Origin of the sequence: Faucicola osloensis, assembly GCF_020041925.1 — a bacterium.
Lineage (GTDB): Bacteria > Pseudomonadota > Gammaproteobacteria > Pseudomonadales > Moraxellaceae > Faucicola > Faucicola osloensis_D.
Genome location: NZ_CP083409.1, coordinates 2372915 through 2393746, shown reverse-complemented (window position 1 = coordinate 2393746; position 20832 = coordinate 2372915). Strand labels below are relative to the sequence as shown.

Here is a 20832-nt window from a genome sequence, read left to right as displayed (position 1 = left end):
GAGCGAACAATGAATGATGACAAGTTAGAGGATGTAGAGGGTTTAGAGGGCTCAGAACCCACCAACCCCGAGCAAAAACTCTCAGAGCTCGGCGTACGTCGTAGTGATGAAATAGCATCAAATACACAGCACCGCAAAACGCCGCGCCGTAATGGTAAAGGGGTGAATAAAAATTTGGTCAAGCAGCCTGCTACTCCCACCGATACGATACCCCAAAGCGCTGGGTTAGCGGTGGCTAACGCTGCCACGTCTGAATTTTCAGCAGAGGATTTTGGCGGTGAAAAACTCTTTGCCGGTCGGCGTATCATTGATTTTTTGAAAGTAGCTAAACCTTTTGCCATATTATCCGCCATCTTAACAATTCTTGGTTTGGTCGCTATTTTAACCAAAGGTTTAAATCTAGGCTTAGACTTTACAGGCGGTGTGTCAGCCACGGTTGTATATGAGCAACCGGTACAACAAGCCCAAGTTCAGTCAGCCTTAGCGAGCCATAAAATCAATGACAGTGTGGTGCAATATTTGGGCAGTAACAAAGAAATTCTGGTACGCCTGCCGCCGCAAAAACAAATCGAAGGGTTATCAAACTCTCTGGATGCGGCGTTAGATTTACCCAACAACAATGCCACCATCAAGAATATTGACGTAGTTGGCAGTCAAGTAGGTAATGAGATTTATGTCAGCTCATTGGGAGCAACGGCACTGGCATTACTGTGTATGTTTATTTATGTGATGGTGCGTTTTCAAGCCAAATTAGCCTTAGGCGCGGTGTTGGCGTTATTTCATGATACTATTATCACCGTGGGTATTTTCGCACTTTTCGGATGGCCGTTTGATTTAACCGTGCTTGCCGCGGTGTTATCATTGATTGGTTATTCGATTAACGATACCATCGTGGTCTTTGACCGTATCCGTGAGAATTTCCGCCGTGTCCGTGGTGCTAGCCCAGCGCAAATTGTCAATTTATCGCTCACTGAAACGCTACGTCGTACCATTATGACCATTTCAACTGTGCTGCTGGTGGTGGTCGCGATGCTGCTGCTTGGCGGCGACAGCTTACATTGGTTCTCTGTAGCATTGCTCATTGGCTTGATTTTAGGTACTTTCTCATCGGTGTATATCGCCAGTGCGATTCCCCTGTGGCTCGGTATGTCGCGCAAAGACTTTATTGTCGAAGTCAAACCAGAATTTGTTGAGGACGAAGTGGTTTTTGAAGACCGCAATGCGCCTATGTATGATAACAAAGCATTAGATAATCAATAAATGATTTGAGCGGCAAAATACCCTACTTGCTAGGGTATTTTTATGGCTAGAATTTAAACAAGAATAGCAATAATGAAAAATGGATTAATGAAAAATGGGTTATGGCAACAGGCGTTTAAAGTAAGCTTTCCTGTGGCAATGGGCTATATCCCCGCAGGGATTGCCTTTGGCGTGTTGTTTGTGGCAGCAAAACTGCCTATATGGGCGGCGATTTTATCTAGTGTGGTGTTGTACGCGGGTGCGGCGCAATATGCTTCTATTGCGCTGTTAGCGGGCGGGGTTGGAATCTCAACCCTCGCCAGCAATACCTTAGCGATAAATTTGCGCCACGCTTTTTATGCCATTCCTTTGTTAAAACAATTACCAACTGTAAGGTCGCGTTTTTTTGTGCATAAATTTGCATTTAATTGTGCATAGAAAAAATAGCGATTTGTGATTAATTGTGCATAATTATGCAGTATTAAATGCAAGAAATAAAGACATAAAAACCCCGTTTAAATATCCTTTAAATGGGGTTTATTTTTGATTATCGAGCCAAACGTTTAGCCTCCTCCATCAATTGCTGTGCAAGTAAATTTGCTCCTTCTTTCTTGGCTTGTTCAATCAAATCTGCAAATGAGTTGGCAACGTCTTTAGCATTAACTGACTGTGTATTGCTAGATGTTGACTGGACGGGCTGATTATATGAGCTATTCGCTTGAGCTTGTTTCTGAGCATTGGCTTGTTTAGCTTGTTGCTCCTGTTGTAGTTTAACACTGGCTTGACGATTTTCCTCATCATTGATTTGTTTTTGTAAATCAAAGGCGCGTTGCAATTGCGCGATTTCTTCAGTGTTACCACGTTTTCTAGCTTCATTAACCCTTTCTTGAAGTTCAGCGAGTTTCTTGGTTTGCTCAAGTTGCCGTGCGGTTGTATCGTCACCTTTAAGCCTAGCAAGCTGTGTTTGTAAGCCATCAGCGGTATCTTTAGCAGACTTAGATAAGTCATCAAATTTTTGTTTTGTGCTATCAATTTGGCGTTTTAAGTTATCAAGAGTGGCATTATCAATTTTAGCAATGCCTTCGTAAGTAGCCCCTGTTGCACGATGCAACAATAGTTGCGCCTTACCTAAATCATTAGTAGTCACTGCTGCATCGCCAAGTGATTGTGTCATTGCAATGGTACTGGTTTTAATATCATTAAAGGCTTTTAAATTCTCTTCGGTCTGTTTTTGTAGTAGCGATAGGTTACTAAATAATGTGCTAAACCCTGTAATATCGCCAATGACAAACGCGCCCATGCTATTAACCGCTTTCATTCGCTCAAGGAATATTTTGTGCACCTGCTCACCGGTAACCCCAACACTTTGAAGTCCACTATTGATTGTGGAGGTTAGTTTGTCATAAGCCCTTGCCAACATACCAGCAACACCAGCACCACTATTAGCAACTTTTTCTTGGGCTTGTTGGGCTTTTTCGCCTGTTTCTTTGGCGGCGTCGCCTTGCTCTTTGGTCGATTGTGTGACTTTTTTATGTGACTCTTCAGATTTTTTGTTGGCTTGGGCAATTTCTTCAGCGGTTTTAGTAGAAATTTTGCCATTCTCTACTATCACTTCAGCATAGCCACGTGCGGCGGCTTGGGTTTTGACTTCCGATGTTAAAACGCCGTTGTTGGCATCAATTGCGGCTTGGGCGTATTTTCCATAGGCTTGTTGTTTGATGGCTTCGCTGGCGGTGGCATCTTTGGCGATTTGGTCATAAGCCTGCTTATAATCGGCGGCTTTTTTGGTAAGTTCGGCTTGGCTTGCTATGCCCATAGACTTGTAGGCTTTTTCAACATCGGATAAGCCAATTTGTAATTCGGTGGCTTTCTTTTTACTGTCGTCTAGGGCTTGCTTAACTTGGTCGCCTGAGAGTTTGCCTTCATCACCCATTTGTTTGATAGTTGTGTTAAGTAAGTCAAAATCTGCCTTGTTTTTGGCAGAAGCTATCATTTTAGTGATGCCTTGCTCTACCAACAAGCTAGCGTCAATTCCAACTTCTTTGAATTTATTAAAATCACCAGCAATTTTAAGAACGCCATCATTCATTTTGCTAAATGAATCATTAACTTTGATACTAGCCTTTTCAAAATCAAGCCCTAGACTTGTAGTAAGTGTACCGTAGTCTTTTTTAATATCACTCGCTGTTTGTTTGGCAGCATCAGCTGCGCTAATCATGATGTTTTTTTGGTCATCATAGATAACTTTTAGACCTTTGGCAGCGGCTTGTTTTTCCATCTCTGCGATTTTTTGTTTATCGCCACTATCGATAGCAGCTTTGGCAACATCCGCAAAGGACTCAATATTTTTTTGCAGTTCAACATCAAGCTCTTTATGACGTTGACCCACCAACTTCATACCTGCATCAAGCTGCGCCGTGGTAATTTCGCCACTTTTTTTCATGACCTCTAAACTAGCGCGGATATCAACCAAATCCTGCTCGGTTTTGGCTTTTTTAGTGGCGTCGGTTAAGCTATCCCAAAAACTGATACCTGCTTTTTTACCTTCATTGGCCGTTTCTAAAAATGATTTTTTGGTTGTATCGAGTTGGCTAACTTGCAATTTACCCGTTTTATCAATTTCACCTTGTAAGCCTTGCTCTGCCAAAATCGCTTTGGCTTTTTCGTCGAGTACGCCATTATTGGCAGCTACTATGGCATTGGCGGCATCGATCGCGGCTTCTTGCTGTTTCTCGGCTGATTCCTTACCAGCCTCTTTCATTCTGGCATAGGCATTTTCAGCAGATAATGCAGCTTCGTTAAGCCGTTGTTGTTGGGTCTTTGCAGCTTCATTGGCGGCTTTAACAGCAGCTGATTGAAATTCTACGGCATTTTTTTGAGCGCGGTTAAGCATCTCTTCGCCTTTATTAATAAGCGAGTTACTTACTTCATGGGATTTGCCCATTAAGTCCTCATACGCTTGGCGAATTTTACCTACACCCAATATCATACCACCAGCTGCCACATCTGAAGCAATTTGCATGGCTTTGACGCCATCGGTGACATGCCCAATAAAAATAGATAGTTCTTGGACAATTTTAGTCAGTGCGTCAACTTTTTGACCCGCTGCGGTTGAGCCGTCAAAGGCGTTCCAAAGCGAACCTAATGTATCTAAAGAATTGCTAAGACCTGTCCATAGCTCTTTGGCCAATACTCCAAGCTGGCTAAACGCTTCTTTCACTGCGTCCATTGTAGCTAGGTCGATATCATTAAACCCATTGGCAATATTTTGTATGGTTGTGGCAATGCCACTTGAACCATTAATTTGCTTATCAATATCACCTACAAACAACATAAAATTATTTTTAAGCTGTGTCAGTGCGTTACCTGTGGTAAGCGGCAATTTATCAAATTCGCCTTGAATAGCAGAGCTTTGACTTTGAATAGCCTTAATGACGGTTTCGCTAGTGAGCTTGCCATCTTCTGCCATCTGGCGCAGCTGTCCACGCGTGACGCCAAGCCCGTCCGCCATTGCCTGGGCAAGACGTGGTGCTTGCTCCATAATCGAATTAAATTCTTCACCTCGCACCACACCCGACTGCAAGCCTTGAATTAACTGGGTGATAGCCGCTTGATTAGATTCAGCACTGCCGCCACTGAGCTTAATTGCTTGGTTAATACTTTCAGTAATTTGCAAGGTATCTTTTTGCGCTAGATTCATCGCTTCCCCAGCACGGGCGATACGAGAAAATAATTCCCCCGTATCTTCGACACTGGTAAATGTGCGATCAGCAATTTGCTTGACCCCTTCAAAACCTGTAACAAAGTTTGCCCCTTCACCTGTGGCAAGCTTTACCTTTGCTTCGAGCGTCTTGAATTGGTCAGCTAGTTGGATAAGCTCCATCGCACCGACAGATACGCCAAGTGTTGCCAATAAGCCTCGAAACTTGTTAAATGCGCCACCTAAGCCTTCCATTCCAACACTAGCTTTTTTAGCATTGTCATCAACACGGTTTAGGCTTGATGAAGTTTGGTTGAGTTCACCCTGCAAGGCATTAAGCCGTGCTTGCCCTGCCTGTTGCATGCGGTTAAATTCTTCTTGGCTAATCGTGCCCGCCTCGAGGCGGCTGCGTAATGTCCCCAATGCGGTATTAACTTGGTTTATCTCAGCATTGATAGTATTGTTACTTCGCACGCCTAAAAATCGTTCCATCTGGTCGGTGGCTCGATTGGTATCACGTGCTAGTCCTTGGGTAGCGGTGGCAAGTTCATTGATTTGCCGTGTTTGTTCGTCAGGTGTGAGGGTGTGCCAAGTATCGCCAAGTCGCTGAGTTTGTTCTCGTAGTTGTGTAACATCACCGCCAGCTTGCTCGATGATGTCCATAAGGTGATTGAGGTCGCTGATACCTTCGACGCCAGCGCGTATCGTGATTGATGTATCAAAATTATTTCCTGCCATAATAAAAAACCCTATTAGATAAATAGGGTTAGTTTGATTGATTTGGGCGAATGGGGTTAGGTGATAGAGTTCAGTGGTTAATGCTCAAATCCACATTGCGAACATGTTTTCTTGCCACTATTGCCAATGGGTGTAGTCAAACCTTTACCTAATATTGCAAGTGGTAGTGTGATAAAGCCAATTCCAACAAACATCAATGCAATATGCATAAGCCAGTTTATCTTTTTCCCTTCTTTAAAGTGAATAGTTTTTTTATTGCAGTTTGGACACCATTCTAGTGATTGTTCAATAGCCTTTGCCATAGACTCGACTTCCTTTAGTAAAATAAAGTTTATTCTATCAAACTTCCAAATGCCATGATATATTAAATAATCTCAAGCATCTTTTGAATCTGATGAATATTCTTACTATTTTACCTGCTGACGTTACCATTCATCCACTTGCTAAGTCCTTTAAAGATTATTTCATGGTCTTTGTTACTAAATCAATGTCAAAAAATATGCCCTTAGTTTTGAATATGCTACAGCAGGCAAATGATTTTGCTGAAATTAATATTGGTGGAAAAATTGTCTATGCAGGTGCCTTTAAAGTAACAATGGATAAAGCCATGTTACTCTATGGAATTTTAGACTTAGCAATGACTTGGAAAGGTTTTAGTCTTTTTTATAATCAAAGAGTTATCATAGAATATTCAAAAGTAATGGATACTTTAAATTGCTTTATGAAAGCTTCAGACTGCAATGACTATAAAGCACATTGCAATATTATGGATAGGGATATCGAGTACCAAAACAGGATGACAATTGTGATCAGTTTAGCATCCAATCCCATCCAAGAGAAAAAACAAACAACAACATGGCTAATTCCTTGTCGAAAACTATATTATGCACGAAGAGACTTGAGAGAAGATCATCCTGCAACTATGAAGAATCAACTACAAGCGCTGGCTATAAACCAATCTTGTCATTGGTGTCCTTTTTTAAATACAGATGATTTTAAAATAGTCAAAGACGAAAAATACTAATATCAAACCCCATATTCTGTGAACGTTACATTGGGTGCTTCTTCGAGCACCTTACTTGTCACGCGGTCATAAAACACATTTTTACCGATATCGACATTGCCAGTAAGTAGCACTACTGCACCCGTTGGCATGGTTGCGATAAGTTTACCATCGTCACGCACGCCTGTGATTGTCGCAAAAGCGCGTTCTTCTTGATTAAAAATTTGCTGAAACTGTGTTAATAAATTCATTTAATCCTCATCTAAAATATACCAATCATCCGCTAATAACGCGTCACCGCCAATTTTAGTAAAATATTCCACCCCATCTACATTAGCGATAAGCCCAGTATAAAGTGCATCTGTAAAGCAAAGACCTACGCCACCCATTTCGACTTTTTCCACAAAATAAATTAAAACATCCCCCCATGACTTACAACTGACTTTTTTTCCATCTCTCAATGCAGGTAACACTTGCTCAAATAACATAGCCACTCCTTAATTATCCAAATAACGGTCAATGTTGACTGTCTGCCACACGGTAATCGCGTCATTATCGCGCCCAACATCAAGCGATACGCCTGTTACAATACCTTTCCATGCGCCTTCGGGGTCGCTAATCTGTAAAATCTGCCCCAATTCCACAAGCGGCATATTGTACTTATCAGCAACGCGCATTTTGAGCGTATAAAGTCCGTGTGTACCGCTATCCGATAGTATCTGTATGCCACGCGGTATCACCGCATCTCTATCAGCATTCAGATAGCTATTATCCACGGGTGCGATTAAGTTACGCCCTTCACGGGCACGATACACTTCAGAGCCTTGCGTGCGCCCAATTAAAGTTACTGTGTTATAACGTGGGCTTACCCTTTTTTGGTCGCTGATTGATTGCACAACGCCCATGGGTATGACTAAATCAGCCGTGGCAGTAGCCATTTCCCACGCGGGCTTTTTCCAGCGCGGGATAATAGACAATTTAGGCTCTAGTGGGTCACTAATCGCTTCAGCACCACAAGCCTGGGCAATTTGGCTAATAATACTAATCGGTGTTTGGTTGCTGGTATTTAGCGTGCCCGCAGGTATCAGCCAGTCTTTAATCTCAAATCTGTCAATACTAAAAGGCAAATCAGCCAATTGCATATTGATAATTTGACTGGCGTACAAATCTTGATTAATCGTACCGCCTTGATTTGAGGATTGGCTGTGTGCGTAATCTTTGCCCAGTTGTGCCGTGATACTGCGTCCACTAATGCTATACGAGTAATTACCAAACACGCGGTTACGGCTAATCTCCTCTGCGATAAAGCTATACGACACACTGTTGACCGTGACAATCACTAGCGGCTCATTGCCCCGTGCCACATCAAGCTTAGACTTAATCTTTTGATATTGGCTATCGCTGATTTTGATGCCACCTTGCCAACAGTAGCTGTCAAGGTCAGTTTTGATGTTAAAGTCGATGGGGTCAATCGCAATGCCGCCTAGTGTCGCGGTGACTGTATTTAACACAATATAACTCCGTAAATCGGGGACAAACGTAGGGGCTTGGTCATGCCAGCACGTTAATGGCAAGGGTAATTGTGACGATGGTAAGCCAGTGCGCTTGCGGGTCAAGGACAGCGGTAAACGGCTAGACGGCGGTCTGATACGACATGTATTAACAATCGGTGGCGGCGTCTCATCGGGTATCGCATAATACCGCCACGGCACAGGCACGGCGGCTTGAGTACGTGATTGATTGCTTTTATCAATAAATACGCCATGCCCATTGTTTTGTAAAGTTGTCGCTAAACCGATAGCAGGTTGCTGCGGCTCAAATTGCGGTTTATCAAAACTTACTACGTTTGCGCTATCATTGATTAATACCGTTGCCAGTCCAACCGTGTCCGACACATTGACGCGTGTCGCATTAGCAATCAGAGCGTATTGATACCAGTAGTTATCAAATTGCATTGCTAGATTGACAACATCGCTGTACTCGGTAGCAGTCGCATTACCCAAATTAATAAACGGCTTTAATAGCGACCAATAATCATCCGCCACAGTAATGCCCATCTGACGATAAGCGCGGGCAGTCTCTGCGATAGCGATAGCAAGCTGCAAATTGTTGCTACTCTTTGCGATATCCACCGCCACTGCTGTACTACCCTGCATAGCGATACTAACGCCTGACATCGTGCGTTTTGGCGTTGTCGGGTCAGTGGGTGTAACAACCGCGTCAAGCGTGCCAAGTTTGCGATTAAGCTTTAGCGGCAAAACATTACTTGCTACACGCTCACTGATTTTTTGGGTTAGTGATAATGGCAGCGCATTGGGTTTTACGTTGATGTCTGCCATGATTGCCACAACTCCTGTTGCTGCTGTATTGTCAAATCAGTTGCAGGGGTCACGTAGTCCCAAACTGCCGGCTCATACTCTCTATTGTAATCTCGACATATAACTAAATAGGTATTGTCAGGATTAAGCCCCGCAATAAGATAATGACCATTTGCAAATGATTTTGTAATTGTTTGCAATGTTAAAGTTTTTGCATCAAGCACTACAATTTGTCTTGCTGTAGGCTGCCCAGCTATTGTGACAATACCATTATTAGCACCAGCGATATAGCCCGCCCCGCCAATGTCATTATTAGCAACATTAAAAACGCGAAAAATCATCACATCTCCCAGTGGTCGATTGGTATATAGCAATTAGATGACGCGCTGTCATTGTTTTGACTAATGCCCGTTGCATGATTAATAAATCTTAATCCTGCGTTGACAATATCATAATTATCAGTGTTTGCATTACTCGGCATAAAAGCGGGTAAAGCATAAAAATCACTATTTGCATATAGCGTTAATTGACTTAAATGTATATTGGTTGACAGGTTTTTCATGCCTTCAAACATGGATTTTTTAGTTGTTGTTGAGGCTTTATTTAGCGTATAGTCATATACCTTGCCTAATAAGTTGTATTGAGTGTCATCCTGATTGTAAAACATAGGGTGAAAATCTGAGTTACTCGTGGTACTTGAACTACCGCCTGTATGCGTTAGCGCACTGTTTTTAATACCATTAGCATTGCTACAAGTATCCCCGATGTATAAGTAAGACCCTTGTTTTTGTGCGGGATATGCGCGCAGGTAATCTTGGACCTCCGTAAAAAACCAAAAACCACGGCTTGATGCAATCATTACCCATTTGCCTGTCGCATAGCTGCTGCCGTTGTATCGGTAAGGGGACGCGAGTTGTAATAAAAGTGTACCTGTGTTGATATTTGACATATTAGCGTACATTTGCACTGTTATTGCACGCCCATTATCAGCAGACAATCGCATCAAATAATCTTTTTCCGAGGATATGGGCGGTTTTATCACTTTTACATTGGTCGTCATATCCTCGTACGGCATTGACCAACCAGCGGGCTGCTTACTACCGTAGCCTGTCACAAGGCACGCTTTAAATATACTTGCTACACAGTTAGCTTTTTTATCTAACACAGGTGCGTTGGCATCGTCCCAGCGATAAACTGAAACAGGTACACGTTCGGGCGTGATTAAGTTCATAAGTTAATCCTTATACAATTTCAGTAGTATCACCAAATAAATATTGCTCAAAACCATCCGCACCCGTTGGTGGATTGGGGTTTGGCTGCACGGCACATAGCACCCACACTGGCATCAATGTCCCCCACGTATTAAAGCGGATAACATCTTGCGCCGCCCACGGCGCTTGATTACCAAAAGCACGTTTGTCGATGGTAAAGTATGGCTTGCCTGTAGCTGGGTTAATTGGCGCTAAGTTAGTTAACACATCAAACTTACCGACAAACCCCAACGCCTCGCTATATAACTCAAACTGACTACTAGACGTAAACTTAATCATCCATCTATCAGTGATTGCCCCGTCATCTGTCAAAATCATCGGGTAATCGGTGAGTTTTAGCTTGTTTAAAAGCTGATCACCGTTTGGCGTATCTTGCCATACGTTATTCCAACTTCTTTGTGTAAAAGGCACAGACACGCGCACCGCTAAATCATCACCGATGAGCAAACTTGATACATAAGTATCCTCAGTCGGGTAATTGCGATTAGCGGCAAACAGTAGCGACAACGTGCCATCAATATCTAAATCGACAACACGGTTACGCTGCTCTTGCGCGTGGATGGCTTTTAGCGGCATTTTGTACGATGACAAATCAATGCTTGTCTTAAACGTAATCGTGCCTGCGTCCAAGTCATAATCCCATAACTCACCCAAAACAGGCTTATTGTCTGCGTCAAGTAAGCTGATACGGTCAACATCATTACGCGATAGATTAATCGTTTGCCCGCCCGTAAACGCGCTGCCTAGATTATCCGTCTGAGCATTGCGGATTAAGATACTATCGCCGCGTCTAAAAATCGGCACGCGCCCATCTTGCGGTAGCCGTACCGTGTCGATTTTGACAATGTTGCTGTCAACAGGCAGATAACTAATTGCCACGCCTTGCCATGTGATACTATCTGCAAAATCTACGAGATTAAGCATGACAATGCCGCGCCCTGCGTCAACTGAGCCGATATTTTGACCGCCTAGCATTAGATTACCGTTAGGGTCTGAGCTTACTAAGTTGCCATCAATATTTAGCTTTAAACTTTGATTTTTTAAGCGCGGTGTTGCAAAACTTAGATACTTAACGCGGTCATCAATGCCTTGATTTTTAACAAGCAACGTTTGCAAGACGGGTTTTGACATATCAAAATCGGTCAAGGTGACTACATCGCCCACTCGACTACCAACCACTGCGCCATCGCGCATGATATTAAGATTTTGCTCCTGATAAAGCTTGCCAGCGATAGCAAAGCTTAGGACATCAGCAACAAGATTTTTCTCAACATCAATCTTTAAATTTGCTGGTACAGCAATCGTTTCGGATTGTGTCGCGCCATCTGCTGTCAAATAGCTAGTGCTTTGCAAGTCATAAAAATAACATTTAACAGTATTAATTTCGTCTCTAACGTAAACCGACTCATATATAGGCGTATATACTGCTGCCCCATTACTGGCGTACTGCCTAGATGTGCCGACTTGTATTTGGTCATAAACATGGGTAGTAGATATAACCTTTTGATACTCAGATGATAAAGTTGCCTTGCCGGCAGCGTAATCCACTGTGCCAATTATTTTATTATCAGCAATCAAGTTGCCCAAGCCATCATCGTGGCATGGGATGTTAACAAACCTCTGTTGCGATGGATTATAGCTATCATCAAGCCAATAAAATCTCAAAACAAGTGATAGCGTGCCTTTTACAATAGGCGCTGACATTGTGATTATCGTATTACCATTTGATGCTTGACTGCTAGTCGCTGTTATCACAGCATTTGCTAGCGACTTACTATTAACAACAACATTTGTCTTATCGATGGTCGGCTCAATCTTTAGCATTTGATTATCGTAGTCATACACCCCGCCAAAATCACCGACAATTTTATCGCCTTTCACGGTTGCGGTTTTAGACCCTACTGTAATCGTATGTCCATAGCCTTTTTTGGTTAGCTCGACTGGCAAATACGCATCAAATTTTGGCGCAGCTGGTTTGATGTAAGCATTTTTGCTATAGCTGATAATCAATGCGCTGCCAATATCGGGTAATTCGCCACACTGCACCGTTACGCTGCCTGTTGCGTAGTCAATCGTACCTGTGCCATAGGTTGCAATTGTACCGACTAATTTGCCATTCCCATCATCGTTGAGTGCGTACCATGTGCCCTGCACTAAAAACTCTGCTTTAACTGAGCCTTTGATCGGATTTAACAGTTGCGCGGTGTAAGTGTAACCACGGTTTGCGACTGTGATGTCCTCTTTGTAGCTGTGGCGGTAAGAGTTTACCTGTTTGATTGTGCTGTTGCCGTTATATCCAACATCAATATCAACGGTTTTTTTACTGACTAGCGTATCAACTAAGGCTTTCTCAACCGTGCTGACAGGAATAATCTTTTCCATGATGCCGGTGACTTTAATTGTCGCAGCATCTTTTGCAATCGCTTCGGCAAGTGGCTTGATACCATAATACATACCCGCGTCACTCACGGCAGTATCATAGACTTTACAGACAGCATCGGCATAACCTTCAACTGGGTAAGCAATACCAATAAAGTCGGTTTTAAGTTTACTGGTAATTTCAAGCTGTATGACAGTACGAGTAAAATCAGTTGTGTTTACCGTAAATGTACGGCTTTCTGCTTTGACAATACGCGAGATTTGCACATACTGATACACGTTTGGATAGCCATCCTTATCTTGTTTTAAGCAAAGCACATCACCCACCAATGGCAAGGCTTCGCTATCGCGCTGATACACTTGTATCACACGAGAGTTGGCATAATTTGTCGATAGCAGCGTCATTCTGCTTTTAGTAGTCGCAGTGTTAAAGCTTTCAATTCGCGCCAATGCTTCAGCACGGCTTTCACCAAAACGCCCTGCTTTTGACATCAAATAGCTAACAGTCGGGTCGCTAGGCGGCTTAGTGATTGCAGCAAACGCACCGATTAACGGCTCATCATCTGGACGTAATACGCCTAGATACTCAAGCACGGCATAAAACGCACCATTAACGCGAGCAATAGATGAGATGGGCTGAAACAACTCATTAAGCGCACCGGTCAATGGCGTGCCTAATGGCATGCCGCCGCCATCGTCGGTCTGCGTTAAACGCTCAGACGGATAGATTTTTAAATCTCGCTGATTTACTTTTGTTTTAAGTGCTGTTGCCATGGTGTGTCTTTAATCCTTGTTTAAAGGGCATTTAAACGGTGCGAAAGTGGATATTAGCTTTCATCTTGTCGGTGGGCAGTTCGTCTTCTGGACGGACAGGCTTAATCTCTGACACGTTGTCAATAAACGGTGCGCGGAACATCACATTGAATGTGCGCCCGTCTGGATGAGTTAGCGTAAAGGTCAGTTCTGGTACCGATGCCCAAGCTTGTAGTTGTTGCACGATTTGACGCTCAATCCATACGTGCTTACTGTCTAATGTGATAGGTCGATTAGCGAGTAGTGTGCCTTGCTGGATATCGACAGCGCCCGATAGCGTGATGACAGGGCTTGACTGCACAACTGGCGTCCAGCCGTATTCATCCGACCATTTGTATTGGCGGTGCAGTTCAAGCGTTTGCCCGTTGTCGTTGCGTTTGAGTGTCCAATTTGACATAGACCGTTATCCAAAAAAATACCGCTATAGTGATAGCGGTATTTTGGCAGTGATAGTCAATTGGCGTTAGTTGATGGTGTTCAGTAGATTTATTTAGCTTTTCCTATTAGTCGCTCTACAGCCTTTTTACGGCCTTCTTTATCAATCTCACCCTGTGCAATTTCAGATTTCAATTCTGAAATTTCTATATATAATGTATAAGCGTTCCAAACACTAAATAACCACGCTACAACATAGGATAACGACAAAAGATAGAATCTCTTAATAAAATTAATTTCTTCAATTGTTAATATTTTATTTTTCTCACCTAAAAGGCTAGCTATAGTGCCATGTATAGCACTTAATATTACCGCAGACAAAAAATAAAATAACAATACTTTAAGAAGCCGTGAAACACGATCATTGATATCATCCTTGATATTATTAAATTCGCTCTCAGTAACTTTGGTCAAATCTTTAGTATCATTTAGCTTAAAAAACATTTGTGCAATTAAAGCAACAATAAAAAAGGCTGAGGTCTGAAACCACTTAAAATCAATTTTTAATAGGTAAGGACTATTAATGAGGGCGTTCAAAACTCTGTGTCAAGTGAATTAAAGATTAATCATATCATCTAATCGACCAGGGAAATGGATAGACAACTGCATCATTGTTTGCCCCCAATTATTAATTGGCATTGTCCATTTCTCTGACGCATTTAACATACCAACATACAGTAATTTAAGCAAGCTAGTTTCATTTGGGAACGCTCCCTTAGTCTTGGTCAACTTACGAAATTGGCGATGAACCGCTTCAACCGCATTGGTCGTATAAATGGGTTTTCTAACCGCTTCGGGGTACTTGAAATAGGCACTGAGCAAATGCCACTTATCTCGCCAAGAAGCAATCACCGCAGGGTACTTACTGCCCCATAGCCTATCGAGCTCATCAAGTGCTAACTCAGCAGATTCTTTATTCACAGCTTTGTACACAGGCTTTAAATCCCGCATAAAGGCTTTTTGGTCACGACTTGCCACATAACGAATACTGTTACGGATTTGATGAATCACACACAATTGCACCTCAGTATTAGGGAATATGGCTTGAATGGCTTCAGGGAAACCTTTTAAGCCATCAACACAGGCAATCAGAATATCCTGTACGCCACGATTGTGTAAATCAGTGAGTACCGATAGCCAGTAGTTCGCTCCCTCGCTTTCAGAGCAGTATAGCCCAATAAGTTCTTTACGACCTTCAGTATTGAGTGCTAACAGCGTGTAAACAGCTTTATTAACATAGCGTCCTTCGTCTTTAACCTTGTAGTGGATGGCATCGAGCCAGACAAACGGATAAACGCTATCGAGTGGTCTTGATTGCCAGGCTTTAAGCTGTGGGATAAGACTATCAGTAATATTGCTAATGGTGGCTTCTGAGACTTCTAGCTGATACATCTCGGTAATGTGGTCTTTGATGGCGGTATAGCTCATGCCATGCGAGAACAGCGATAGGATGCGGTTGTCAATTTCAGGGGTGAGCTTAGTCTGATGCTTTTTAACCAAGACAGGTTCAAATTCGCCATTGCGGTCACGTGGTGTTTCAAGCTCAAAGCTGCCAACGGCTGATTTGACGGTCTTTTTGCTGTAGCCGTTACGGCGATTGTTACTTGGGTTTTGCTCAAGGTGGCTGTCTATCTCAGCCGATAGTGCCGCTTCGGTGAGTTGCTTTATGAGCGGGGCAAGGACACCATCACTGCCTGTGATGGGTTTACCAGATTGAATAGCTTTTAAGGCTTCGTTAAAGTCAAAGTTTTGCATGGTGTCATTCCTTCTATTGTGAATAGTTTAGTGAAATGACACAGTTTTTTGAACACTACCCTATTAATAAATGCCAAACTTAAAGCGATAAAGGTTAAAGCAATGGTTAATATAACCATTGGCAAATTAAAAACCCCTCTATCATCTTTAAGTCTTAACATAGTCTATTCCTTGGCGTCAGAAATGTTTGCTTCTAAAAAATCATATAAGTCATTCATTAACTTAATATGATTTACAGAGTTATTTATTGTTTCAAGCCTAATATTTTTCTTTAACCTAAATTGTCCAGCTGTCAATTTTGCACCGCCAGCATACTCAATCTCATAATCATCATCATCCAGATTACTAAGCGATGTTGAGATAGTATCTAAAAGCTGTTGACCACTATCTGATACATCCTTAGTTTGACCTTTAATTCTTAGAACTATATCAACTATAAAATTATCACCTCTCATATTTTGTTTTAGTTTTTTACTTGCTTGATTAGTGAGTCCTAAGCTTTCTGTAATTGCATCCCAAAGCTTATTATTTGCGCCATCTAAACTAAAATTTGCAGATTGACCACTCGAATTATCAGCTTTCGGATTTGGCACTAGATGCTGGCTGATCTTTACTGATTTAGGCTTATGCTTTTTTTGTTGTTTCTTGGCTTCTTCACTAGGTATATCCTTAAAAATAATAACTTTATCACTAAGTAAATTTGCCTGATGCTCACCTAACATATAGGCTAGATATTCTGCTAAATGTTTAGTCTTAATAGCTGGGCTTTGAATAACAGCAATATGATTGCCAGTTACTCCAAAGTAAAGCGTACTATCCACAAATTCTTTTTTAAAATTTTGAATTTCTTTTTCATTTAAGCCTTCAATATTTACATTATCAACCGTAACAGTGGTTGTTTTATAAATATCTAACGCATCGTCCATTTGAATAACTGTTTGAAACTTATCTTTTTCAATAAAGACTAATTCACCAAAGAACATGCCTTTTAACGTTGAGACATTATTTAGAACATAGAAGTCTTCAGAGCCATGTACAGGAATATAATGTCTATTGACAGGCTTAGGAAATTTGCAATTTTCTTCAGTAAAGGCCTTAGATAGTAAAGAACTTAGCAATAGATTATTACCAATTTTTGCAATTTTGTAATAAGCAGTCCTAGGTTTATGTTGCTTTCTACTCAATTTATTATCCTCTAATAACACAAATTATTAAATAAAACTTTTACAACATACGACAACTTATGTCGTAAATTTGCTACTTTAATAATCTTATTCTAAACTATTGTGAAATAGCATTCTAAAGGTAATTGCAATAAGTTGTTACAAGTAAAAAAACCGCCTAAGGCGGTTTTTATTTTCTCTAACATCAAACGTGACGATTAAGCCGTGGTATTTAGCTCTTTAAAACGCATGGTTGGCTTACCTTCGTCTTTAATCAGCGTGCCTTTGAAGCCGTTTTCCCACCACTTATCACTAAACCAATCAATACTGCCGTCGCTCGACAAATTGGTATGCGGAATCCATAAGTTACCATCTTTTCCCGTGATACGGTCTTTACCATCAAGTTTCAGCTCAAGCGGTAGCGATTGCAGCGTGTTGGCATCAATCTGAAAACCCGCCGAGCCTTTAGTCTTGCCATCAACGGTAAAGGTTGAATCCGATGCCAACGTGGACAACTCAGTAAAACGCACCATGCCAAGGCGTGGATTTAATTCGTAATGCGTTGGATCTACCGTCGCACCCGTGCTGTCTTTTAAGGTAAAGTTGGCAGTATCAATGTCATCGTTGGCAAGGTCAATCCAGCCCAGTTTAACCTTGTGAGACTCATCGGCAAATGTCACAGGCGCGGTGGTCAAATCAACCGCTTCACCCATCAGTGCGCGTGCCAAGCCAAATTTATCAAAAGTATTAAATTTTAAGCTAATCGTGGTCGGTTCTGGGGTGATTTCGCTGTCAATCGGTTGACCATAGTCTTCACGCCCTGTACTAGGTAGCGTATCTTCTTTGACTTTCGCGTCAGTCTTTAACTCAGTCACGTTGCCGAGTGGCTGAAACGCATCATTACTGCCATATTTACGACCCAGTAAGTCACCCGAGTATTTTTTACCATGTAATGCCATAGGATTTATTCCTTGTGGTTGTTAAAATTAAATTGTTAGTCAAAATCAGTTGCATACGTCGCCACGGTCGTGACATAGCGTAAGCTAAAATAACCAAATCCGTTTTTGTACTGTACAGGCAGTGGGTTACGTTGCTCAAAGGGTGATAGCGTTAAGGTACGACCATTTTTGGCAGGCTCAAAGCCATTCATACATTTGCCAATGCGTGCCAACACCTTTCCCACAGACATGCCAGACAAGCCCCGAAAGTTATATTTTTTGACGGTATAGACAAGGCTAAAGCCGATTTCGTGTTCCTGATTCTTGCCATTGTCGTTGCTGTCGCCCGTTGGGTTGACACTGTCAAAGATGACATAAATCGCGCCATCGAGTGGCAAGCGACGTGAGCCACCTTCGCCATCTGGGAATAAGTCGCTGATATCATCAGCTTCTTTGATGATTTTTACCGTGCCATCTTTGACCAGCGTTTGCAGGCGCTCAATCATGGCTGGATAACAGGCAAATAAATCATCGTGCCAAAGGGGTAAGCTCATTTTCTCTCCTTTGGAATTGCCATTTAAGGCAATTCCCTTGCGATCCTAAAATTGCGATGCAATTTTTTAACGGATCTCACCTGCCAAAAAGTCATTAATTAAATCGCCAATATCGCTTTTATCCTGTTCTGACAGCCCAAGCCACGGACGGGCGACCATCTTGGTAGTGCCATTGGCTTTTTTAGTCCCTGTCTGGTGGTACTTACCATACGGTCTATCTGTACCAATCACTACGCTGTCACTAGTCGCGTGAAACGTGATAGAGCGTATTAAGTCGCCACTATCTACCAAGATATTGCTACGCCCATTTTTGGCTTTCACGGTGGCTGGCATCAGCACCGCCCATGCCACGCCATTGGGTGACTGCTTATCGGCAAAACGTTGTCGGGTTGAGCCTTCTAGTACCGAGCCAATCGCTTGCATCAATGGCGTTAAATTACCGTTTAATCGCTGTTGCAGGGCTGTTAAATGCTCATTTAATGCAGGGATATCATGAGTAATGTCTATTTGCATTAGATTTTCCACATATTGGGTGTGGGGTTTGCCATTACTGCAATACCGCTATTGATGCCATCGGTGTTGCCGTTTTTGTCATCAATGCCTGTGAGCATGGCAGGGTTTTTTTGCACCCGCTCAAACCACTTAATTGCTTCATCATAGCGTTTTTGTACTTCGCTGGTGACTTGGTCGTCGTGTAGGTACCAGCGGGCAATATCACAGGTTTTTGACTGCAATGCTTCAGGGACAGTCGCGCTCGCTATGTAGAGTAGCTCACCGCCCAGACTACGCTTGACCAACCCCACGGCATTAAGATAAGACTCGACCACGCCTTCAGCATCACGAATAGCCATATTGACCACAGCGACATCGATGTCAGCGTAGTTCTCACGGTCGGTCAACTCGGCAAGCTCGTTGTCTTTGTTAAAGCGGGTGATTAAGTCGTTTAGCGTAATCATTTTTTACCTTAAAACGTTTCTGGTTGTGCAATACCACGCACCAACGCCATCAAGCCTGTTTGTAAGTCAGTTTTACCAATGCTAATCCAACGCTTGTCTAAGCCGTCAGCATTTATCAGTTTTTCGACCAATTCACCCAATTCAACGCCTTTTGCCTTAACTTCATTCATCAAGTCAATTTCGGCTTGGGTCAGCTCACGATAGCCTTTAATTTTTTTGTGTTGATTGTCCATTGCTATTCCTTATTTGCGTTTAGCTTTGGTTTTACGGTTATTTCGCTCATTGCGTGGGATTAAATGCCAATAAGCTTCAAAACGGTGTAATTTATTAATCATGGGTTTATCCTTTAACATAATAGGGTCGCCCGTATCGTGGGCTAGCCGAGTTAATCACCGTCGGAGGTCTGCTTGTTAGCATTACGGCTTAACTTGCGGATGTTTTTGCTCACAATGCACCGTCCGCTGGCACTGTCCACAGTATCGGCTATACCGCCCTTGTGGCTAGGGTATCAATTCTGATTAAGACATCTTCAGCGTTGCCAATGCTTTAGGACGCAACGCAATCGGCAACGGATTAGATTGTGCATGTAACTGCCAACCTTTATTAAATTTCAAAGGCTCACGAGCAGCATAGTACGGTTTAGCAGACGTATTAACTGTTTCGTTAAAATCAGCAGGGGCAAAGTACTCTTTGAGCGTTTTGCGTGTGCCTAATGGTGCAATCAAAGCTTCATCAGGTTTAATATCCACTTCTGAGCCGAACTGGTGTAAATAAGGCACAAAGGTAACGCCACGATGTTGGAATGCCATATTGGCGGTTACACTACCAGTATATTGACCGACTGACTCTTTATAGCGGTCATATAAGGCTTTAATCGCAGGATGATAGCTATACGCATCCATAAAGTCTTCACCCGCAAATGCAATCCAACCGGTTGAAACATCACCACTTAACGCACGCAGTAATTGGCGTAGCATTTTGTCAGTTTGACCGCCAATATCAGCGTCTTTGTTGGTTAAGTTAAGGGTAAAGGTCGGACGTTGGATGCCAAACTCTTTATAAAAATCATAAAGTAGCGAGCCATCAGCATCGAGCAGCTTACCTCGTAATGCACCTAGTTGCAGATGCTCACGGGTATAGTCAATATCACTTTTCATACCTTCAAGCTTGGCATTGACCTTGTCATTGACAGCCGTTGCCGTATTACTTGTGCCAAAGGCTTTGACGTTTTGCACGTCATCAGCACGCACCACGTCATCTTTAGGTAGATGCACGGTTTCAAAAGTTTTTTTACCGCCACGGGTTTCATTCACAGGCTTACCAGGCGTGCCACGGGTGGCAGACTGTACTAGGGTTAGCTGATTACTCTTAGATTCAACATCCACATAAGTGGTCGTCAAATAGTCAGGCACGAACAAGCCAGATTCACGGATTTGGGTCGGCATCGATGGCAAGTTGTTGATTGACTCGGTCATCGGTACAACGCCATACGTGGCATTATTAGATAAAGGCATAGGTTTTTCCTTGCATAAAAAGAGTTTTGGTTAGCTGGGCGTATCACCTACGCCCA

The 20832-nt window shown here is 42.5% G+C and carries 21 protein-coding genes; 3 read left to right on the top strand and 18 right to left on the bottom strand.

Features of this window, described 5'->3' with window-relative positions; genetic code table 11:
* Positions 1–9 precede the first annotated feature (9 nt).
* On the top strand, positions 10–1260 hold the full coding sequence (gene secF / locus LAJ61_RS10685) for a protein translocase subunit SecF (RefSeq protein WP_224053909.1): 1251 nt from the start codon (positions 10–12) through the stop codon (positions 1258–1260).
* Positions 1261–1332: 72 nt separating this feature from the next.
* On the top strand, positions 1333–1677 hold the full coding sequence (locus LAJ61_RS10680) for an AzlC family ABC transporter permease (RefSeq protein ID WP_267460932.1): 345 nt from the start codon (positions 1333–1335) through the stop codon (positions 1675–1677).
* Positions 1678–1786: 109 nt separating this feature from the next.
* Here the strand turns inward: LAJ61_RS10680 and LAJ61_RS10675 are convergent, their stop codons facing one another.
* Both LAJ61_RS10675 and LAJ61_RS10670 read right to left on the bottom strand, forming a co-directional pair.
* A complete protein-coding gene (locus tag LAJ61_RS10675) occupies positions 1787–5677 on the bottom strand; it encodes a tape measure protein (protein ID WP_224053908.1) in 3891 nt (1296 codons plus the stop codon).
* Positions 5678–5754: 77 nt separating this feature from the next.
* Positions 5755–5979, bottom strand: a complete 225-nt coding sequence (locus tag LAJ61_RS10670) for a hypothetical protein (protein WP_224053907.1) — start codon at positions 5977–5979, stop codon at positions 5755–5757.
* A 92-nt stretch (positions 5980–6071) separates the two neighbouring features.
* Here LAJ61_RS10670 and LAJ61_RS10665 point away from each other — a divergent pair, with 92 nt between their 5' ends.
* Complete coding sequence (locus LAJ61_RS10665; RefSeq protein WP_224053906.1) at positions 6072–6701, top strand: hypothetical protein; 630 nt, start codon at positions 6072–6074, stop codon at positions 6699–6701.
* A gap of 2 nt (positions 6702–6703) precedes the next feature.
* Here LAJ61_RS10665 and LAJ61_RS10660 read toward each other — a convergent pair whose 3' ends face one another.
* The 16 genes from LAJ61_RS10660 to LAJ61_RS10585 all read right to left on the bottom strand — a co-directional run bounded on the left by LAJ61_RS10660 (position 6704) and on the right by LAJ61_RS10585 (position 20776).
* Positions 6704–6931: a hypothetical protein gene (locus LAJ61_RS10660; protein ID WP_224053905.1), complete on the bottom strand. Its 228-nt coding sequence runs from the start codon at positions 6929–6931 to the stop codon at positions 6704–6706.
* The gene (locus LAJ61_RS10655) at positions 6932–7168 is read right to left on the bottom strand and encodes a Thoeris anti-defense Tad2 family protein (protein ID WP_224053904.1); all 237 of its coding nucleotides are present in this window, start codon (positions 7166–7168) and stop codon (positions 6932–6934) included.
* Positions 7169–7177: 9 nt separating this feature from the next.
* A complete protein-coding gene (locus LAJ61_RS10650; RefSeq protein WP_224053903.1) occupies positions 7178–9019 on the bottom strand; it encodes a hypothetical protein in 1842 nt (613 codons plus the stop codon).
* On the bottom strand, positions 9001–9339 hold the full coding sequence (locus tag LAJ61_RS10645) for a hypothetical protein (protein ID WP_224053902.1): 339 nt from the start codon (positions 9337–9339) through the stop codon (positions 9001–9003). Before LAJ61_RS10645 ends, LAJ61_RS10650 begins: the two co-directional genes overlap by 19 nt.
* Positions 9339–10229, bottom strand: a complete 891-nt coding sequence (locus LAJ61_RS10640) for a hypothetical protein (protein ID WP_224053901.1) — start codon at positions 10227–10229, stop codon at positions 9339–9341. Before LAJ61_RS10640 ends, LAJ61_RS10645 begins: the two co-directional genes overlap by 1 nt.
* Positions 10230–10239: 10 nt before the next feature.
* Positions 10240–13422, bottom strand: coding sequence for a hypothetical protein (locus LAJ61_RS10635; protein ID WP_224053900.1), 3183 nt, complete (start codon positions 13420–13422; stop codon positions 10240–10242).
* A 31-nt stretch (positions 13423–13453) separates the two neighbouring features.
* Positions 13454–13858, bottom strand: a complete 405-nt coding sequence (locus tag LAJ61_RS10630) for a hypothetical protein (RefSeq protein ID WP_224053899.1) — start codon at positions 13856–13858, stop codon at positions 13454–13456.
* Positions 13859–13947: 89 nt separating this feature from the next.
* Entirely contained in the window at positions 13948–14433 is a 486-nt protein-coding gene (locus LAJ61_RS10625) for a hypothetical protein (protein ID WP_224053898.1), read from the bottom strand.
* A gap of 18 nt (positions 14434–14451) precedes the next feature.
* Positions 14452–15651 carry an IS256 family transposase gene (locus LAJ61_RS10620; protein ID WP_224053897.1) on the bottom strand — a complete coding sequence of 400 codons (1200 nt, stop codon included), beginning with the start codon at positions 15649–15651 and terminating at the stop codon, positions 14452–14454.
* A gap of 164 nt (positions 15652–15815) precedes the next feature.
* Complete coding sequence (locus LAJ61_RS10615; protein ID WP_224053896.1) at positions 15816–16835, bottom strand: hypothetical protein; 1020 nt, start codon at positions 16833–16835, stop codon at positions 15816–15818.
* A 197-nt stretch (positions 16836–17032) separates the two neighbouring features.
* Positions 17033–17773, bottom strand: a complete 741-nt coding sequence (locus LAJ61_RS10610; RefSeq protein ID WP_224053895.1) for a phage tail tube protein — start codon at positions 17771–17773, stop codon at positions 17033–17035.
* Between the two features lie 35 nt (positions 17774–17808).
* Positions 17809–18306 carry a phage tail terminator protein gene (locus tag LAJ61_RS10605; RefSeq protein WP_224053894.1) on the bottom strand — a complete coding sequence of 166 codons (498 nt, stop codon included), beginning with the start codon at positions 18304–18306 and terminating at the stop codon, positions 17809–17811.
* Positions 18307–18372: 66 nt separating this feature from the next.
* Entirely contained in the window at positions 18373–18819 is a 447-nt protein-coding gene (locus LAJ61_RS10600; RefSeq protein WP_224053893.1) for a phage virion morphogenesis protein, read from the bottom strand.
* Positions 18819–19262: a DUF1320 domain-containing protein gene (locus LAJ61_RS10595; protein ID WP_224053892.1), complete on the bottom strand. Its 444-nt coding sequence runs from the start codon at positions 19260–19262 to the stop codon at positions 18819–18821. The genes LAJ61_RS10600 and LAJ61_RS10595 overlap by 1 nt, the downstream gene beginning before the upstream one ends.
* Before the next feature lie 8 nt (positions 19263–19270).
* Positions 19271–19495: an Acb2/Tad1 domain-containing protein gene (locus LAJ61_RS10590; protein ID WP_224053891.1), complete on the bottom strand. Its 225-nt coding sequence runs from the start codon at positions 19493–19495 to the stop codon at positions 19271–19273.
* Between the two features lie 285 nt (positions 19496–19780).
* Positions 19781–20776, bottom strand: a complete 996-nt coding sequence (locus tag LAJ61_RS10585; RefSeq protein WP_224053890.1) for a major capsid protein — start codon at positions 20774–20776, stop codon at positions 19781–19783.
* Between the last annotated feature and the right edge of the window lie 56 nt (positions 20777–20832).

Bases quoted from the DNA above. Each gene is read 5' to 3' on its own strand.
- LAJ61_RS10670 (WP_224053907.1), bottom strand. From the start codon at position 5,979: ATGGCAAAGGCTATTGAACAATCACTAGAATGGTGTCCAAACTGCAAT.
- LAJ61_RS10600 (WP_224053893.1), bottom strand. From the start codon at position 18,819: ATGCAAATAGACATTACTCATGATATCCCTGCATTAAATGAGCATTTA.
- LAJ61_RS10655 (WP_224053904.1), bottom strand. From the start codon at position 7,168: ATGTTATTTGAGCAAGTGTTACCTGCATTGAGAGATGGAAAAAAAGTC.
- LAJ61_RS10635 (WP_224053900.1), bottom strand. From the start codon at position 13,422: ATGGCAACAGCACTTAAAACAAAAGTAAATCAGCGAGATTTAAAAATC.
- LAJ61_RS10675 (WP_224053908.1), bottom strand. From the start codon at position 5,677: ATGGCAGGAAATAATTTTGATACATCAATCACGATACGCGCTGGCGTC.
- LAJ61_RS10590 (WP_224053891.1), bottom strand. From the start codon at position 19,495: ATGGACAATCAACACAAAAAAATTAAAGGCTATCGTGAGCTGACCCAA.
- secF (WP_224053909.1), top strand. From the start codon at position 10: ATGAATGATGACAAGTTAGAGGATGTAGAGGGTTTAGAGGGCTCAGAA.
- LAJ61_RS10605 (WP_224053894.1), bottom strand. From the start codon at position 18,306: ATGAGCTTACCCCTTTGGCACGATGATTTATTTGCCTGTTATCCAGCC.
- LAJ61_RS10585 (WP_224053890.1), bottom strand. From the start codon at position 20,776: ATGCCTTTATCTAATAATGCCACGTATGGCGTTGTACCGATGACCGAG.
- LAJ61_RS10640 (WP_224053901.1), bottom strand. From the start codon at position 10,229: ATGAACTTAATCACGCCCGAACGTGTACCTGTTTCAGTTTATCGCTGG.
- LAJ61_RS10620 (WP_224053897.1), bottom strand. From the start codon at position 15,651: ATGCAAAACTTTGACTTTAACGAAGCCTTAAAAGCTATTCAATCTGGT.
- LAJ61_RS10645 (WP_224053902.1), bottom strand. From the start codon at position 9,339: ATGATTTTTCGCGTTTTTAATGTTGCTAATAATGACATTGGCGGGGCG.
- LAJ61_RS10595 (WP_224053892.1), bottom strand. From the start codon at position 19,262: ATGATTACGCTAAACGACTTAATCACCCGCTTTAACAAAGACAACGAG.
- LAJ61_RS10610 (WP_224053895.1), bottom strand. From the start codon at position 17,773: ATGGCATTACATGGTAAAAAATACTCGGGTGACTTACTGGGTCGTAAA.
- LAJ61_RS10650 (WP_224053903.1), bottom strand. From the start codon at position 9,019: ATGGCAGACATCAACGTAAAACCCAATGCGCTGCCATTATCACTAACC.
- LAJ61_RS10665 (WP_224053906.1), top strand. From the start codon at position 6,072: ATGAATATTCTTACTATTTTACCTGCTGACGTTACCATTCATCCACTT.
- LAJ61_RS10680 (WP_267460932.1), top strand. From the start codon at position 1,333: ATGAAAAATGGATTAATGAAAAATGGGTTATGGCAACAGGCGTTTAAA.
- LAJ61_RS10630 (WP_224053899.1), bottom strand. From the start codon at position 13,858: ATGTCAAATTGGACACTCAAACGCAACGACAACGGGCAAACGCTTGAA.
- LAJ61_RS10660 (WP_224053905.1), bottom strand. From the start codon at position 6,931: ATGAATTTATTAACACAGTTTCAGCAAATTTTTAATCAAGAAGAACGC.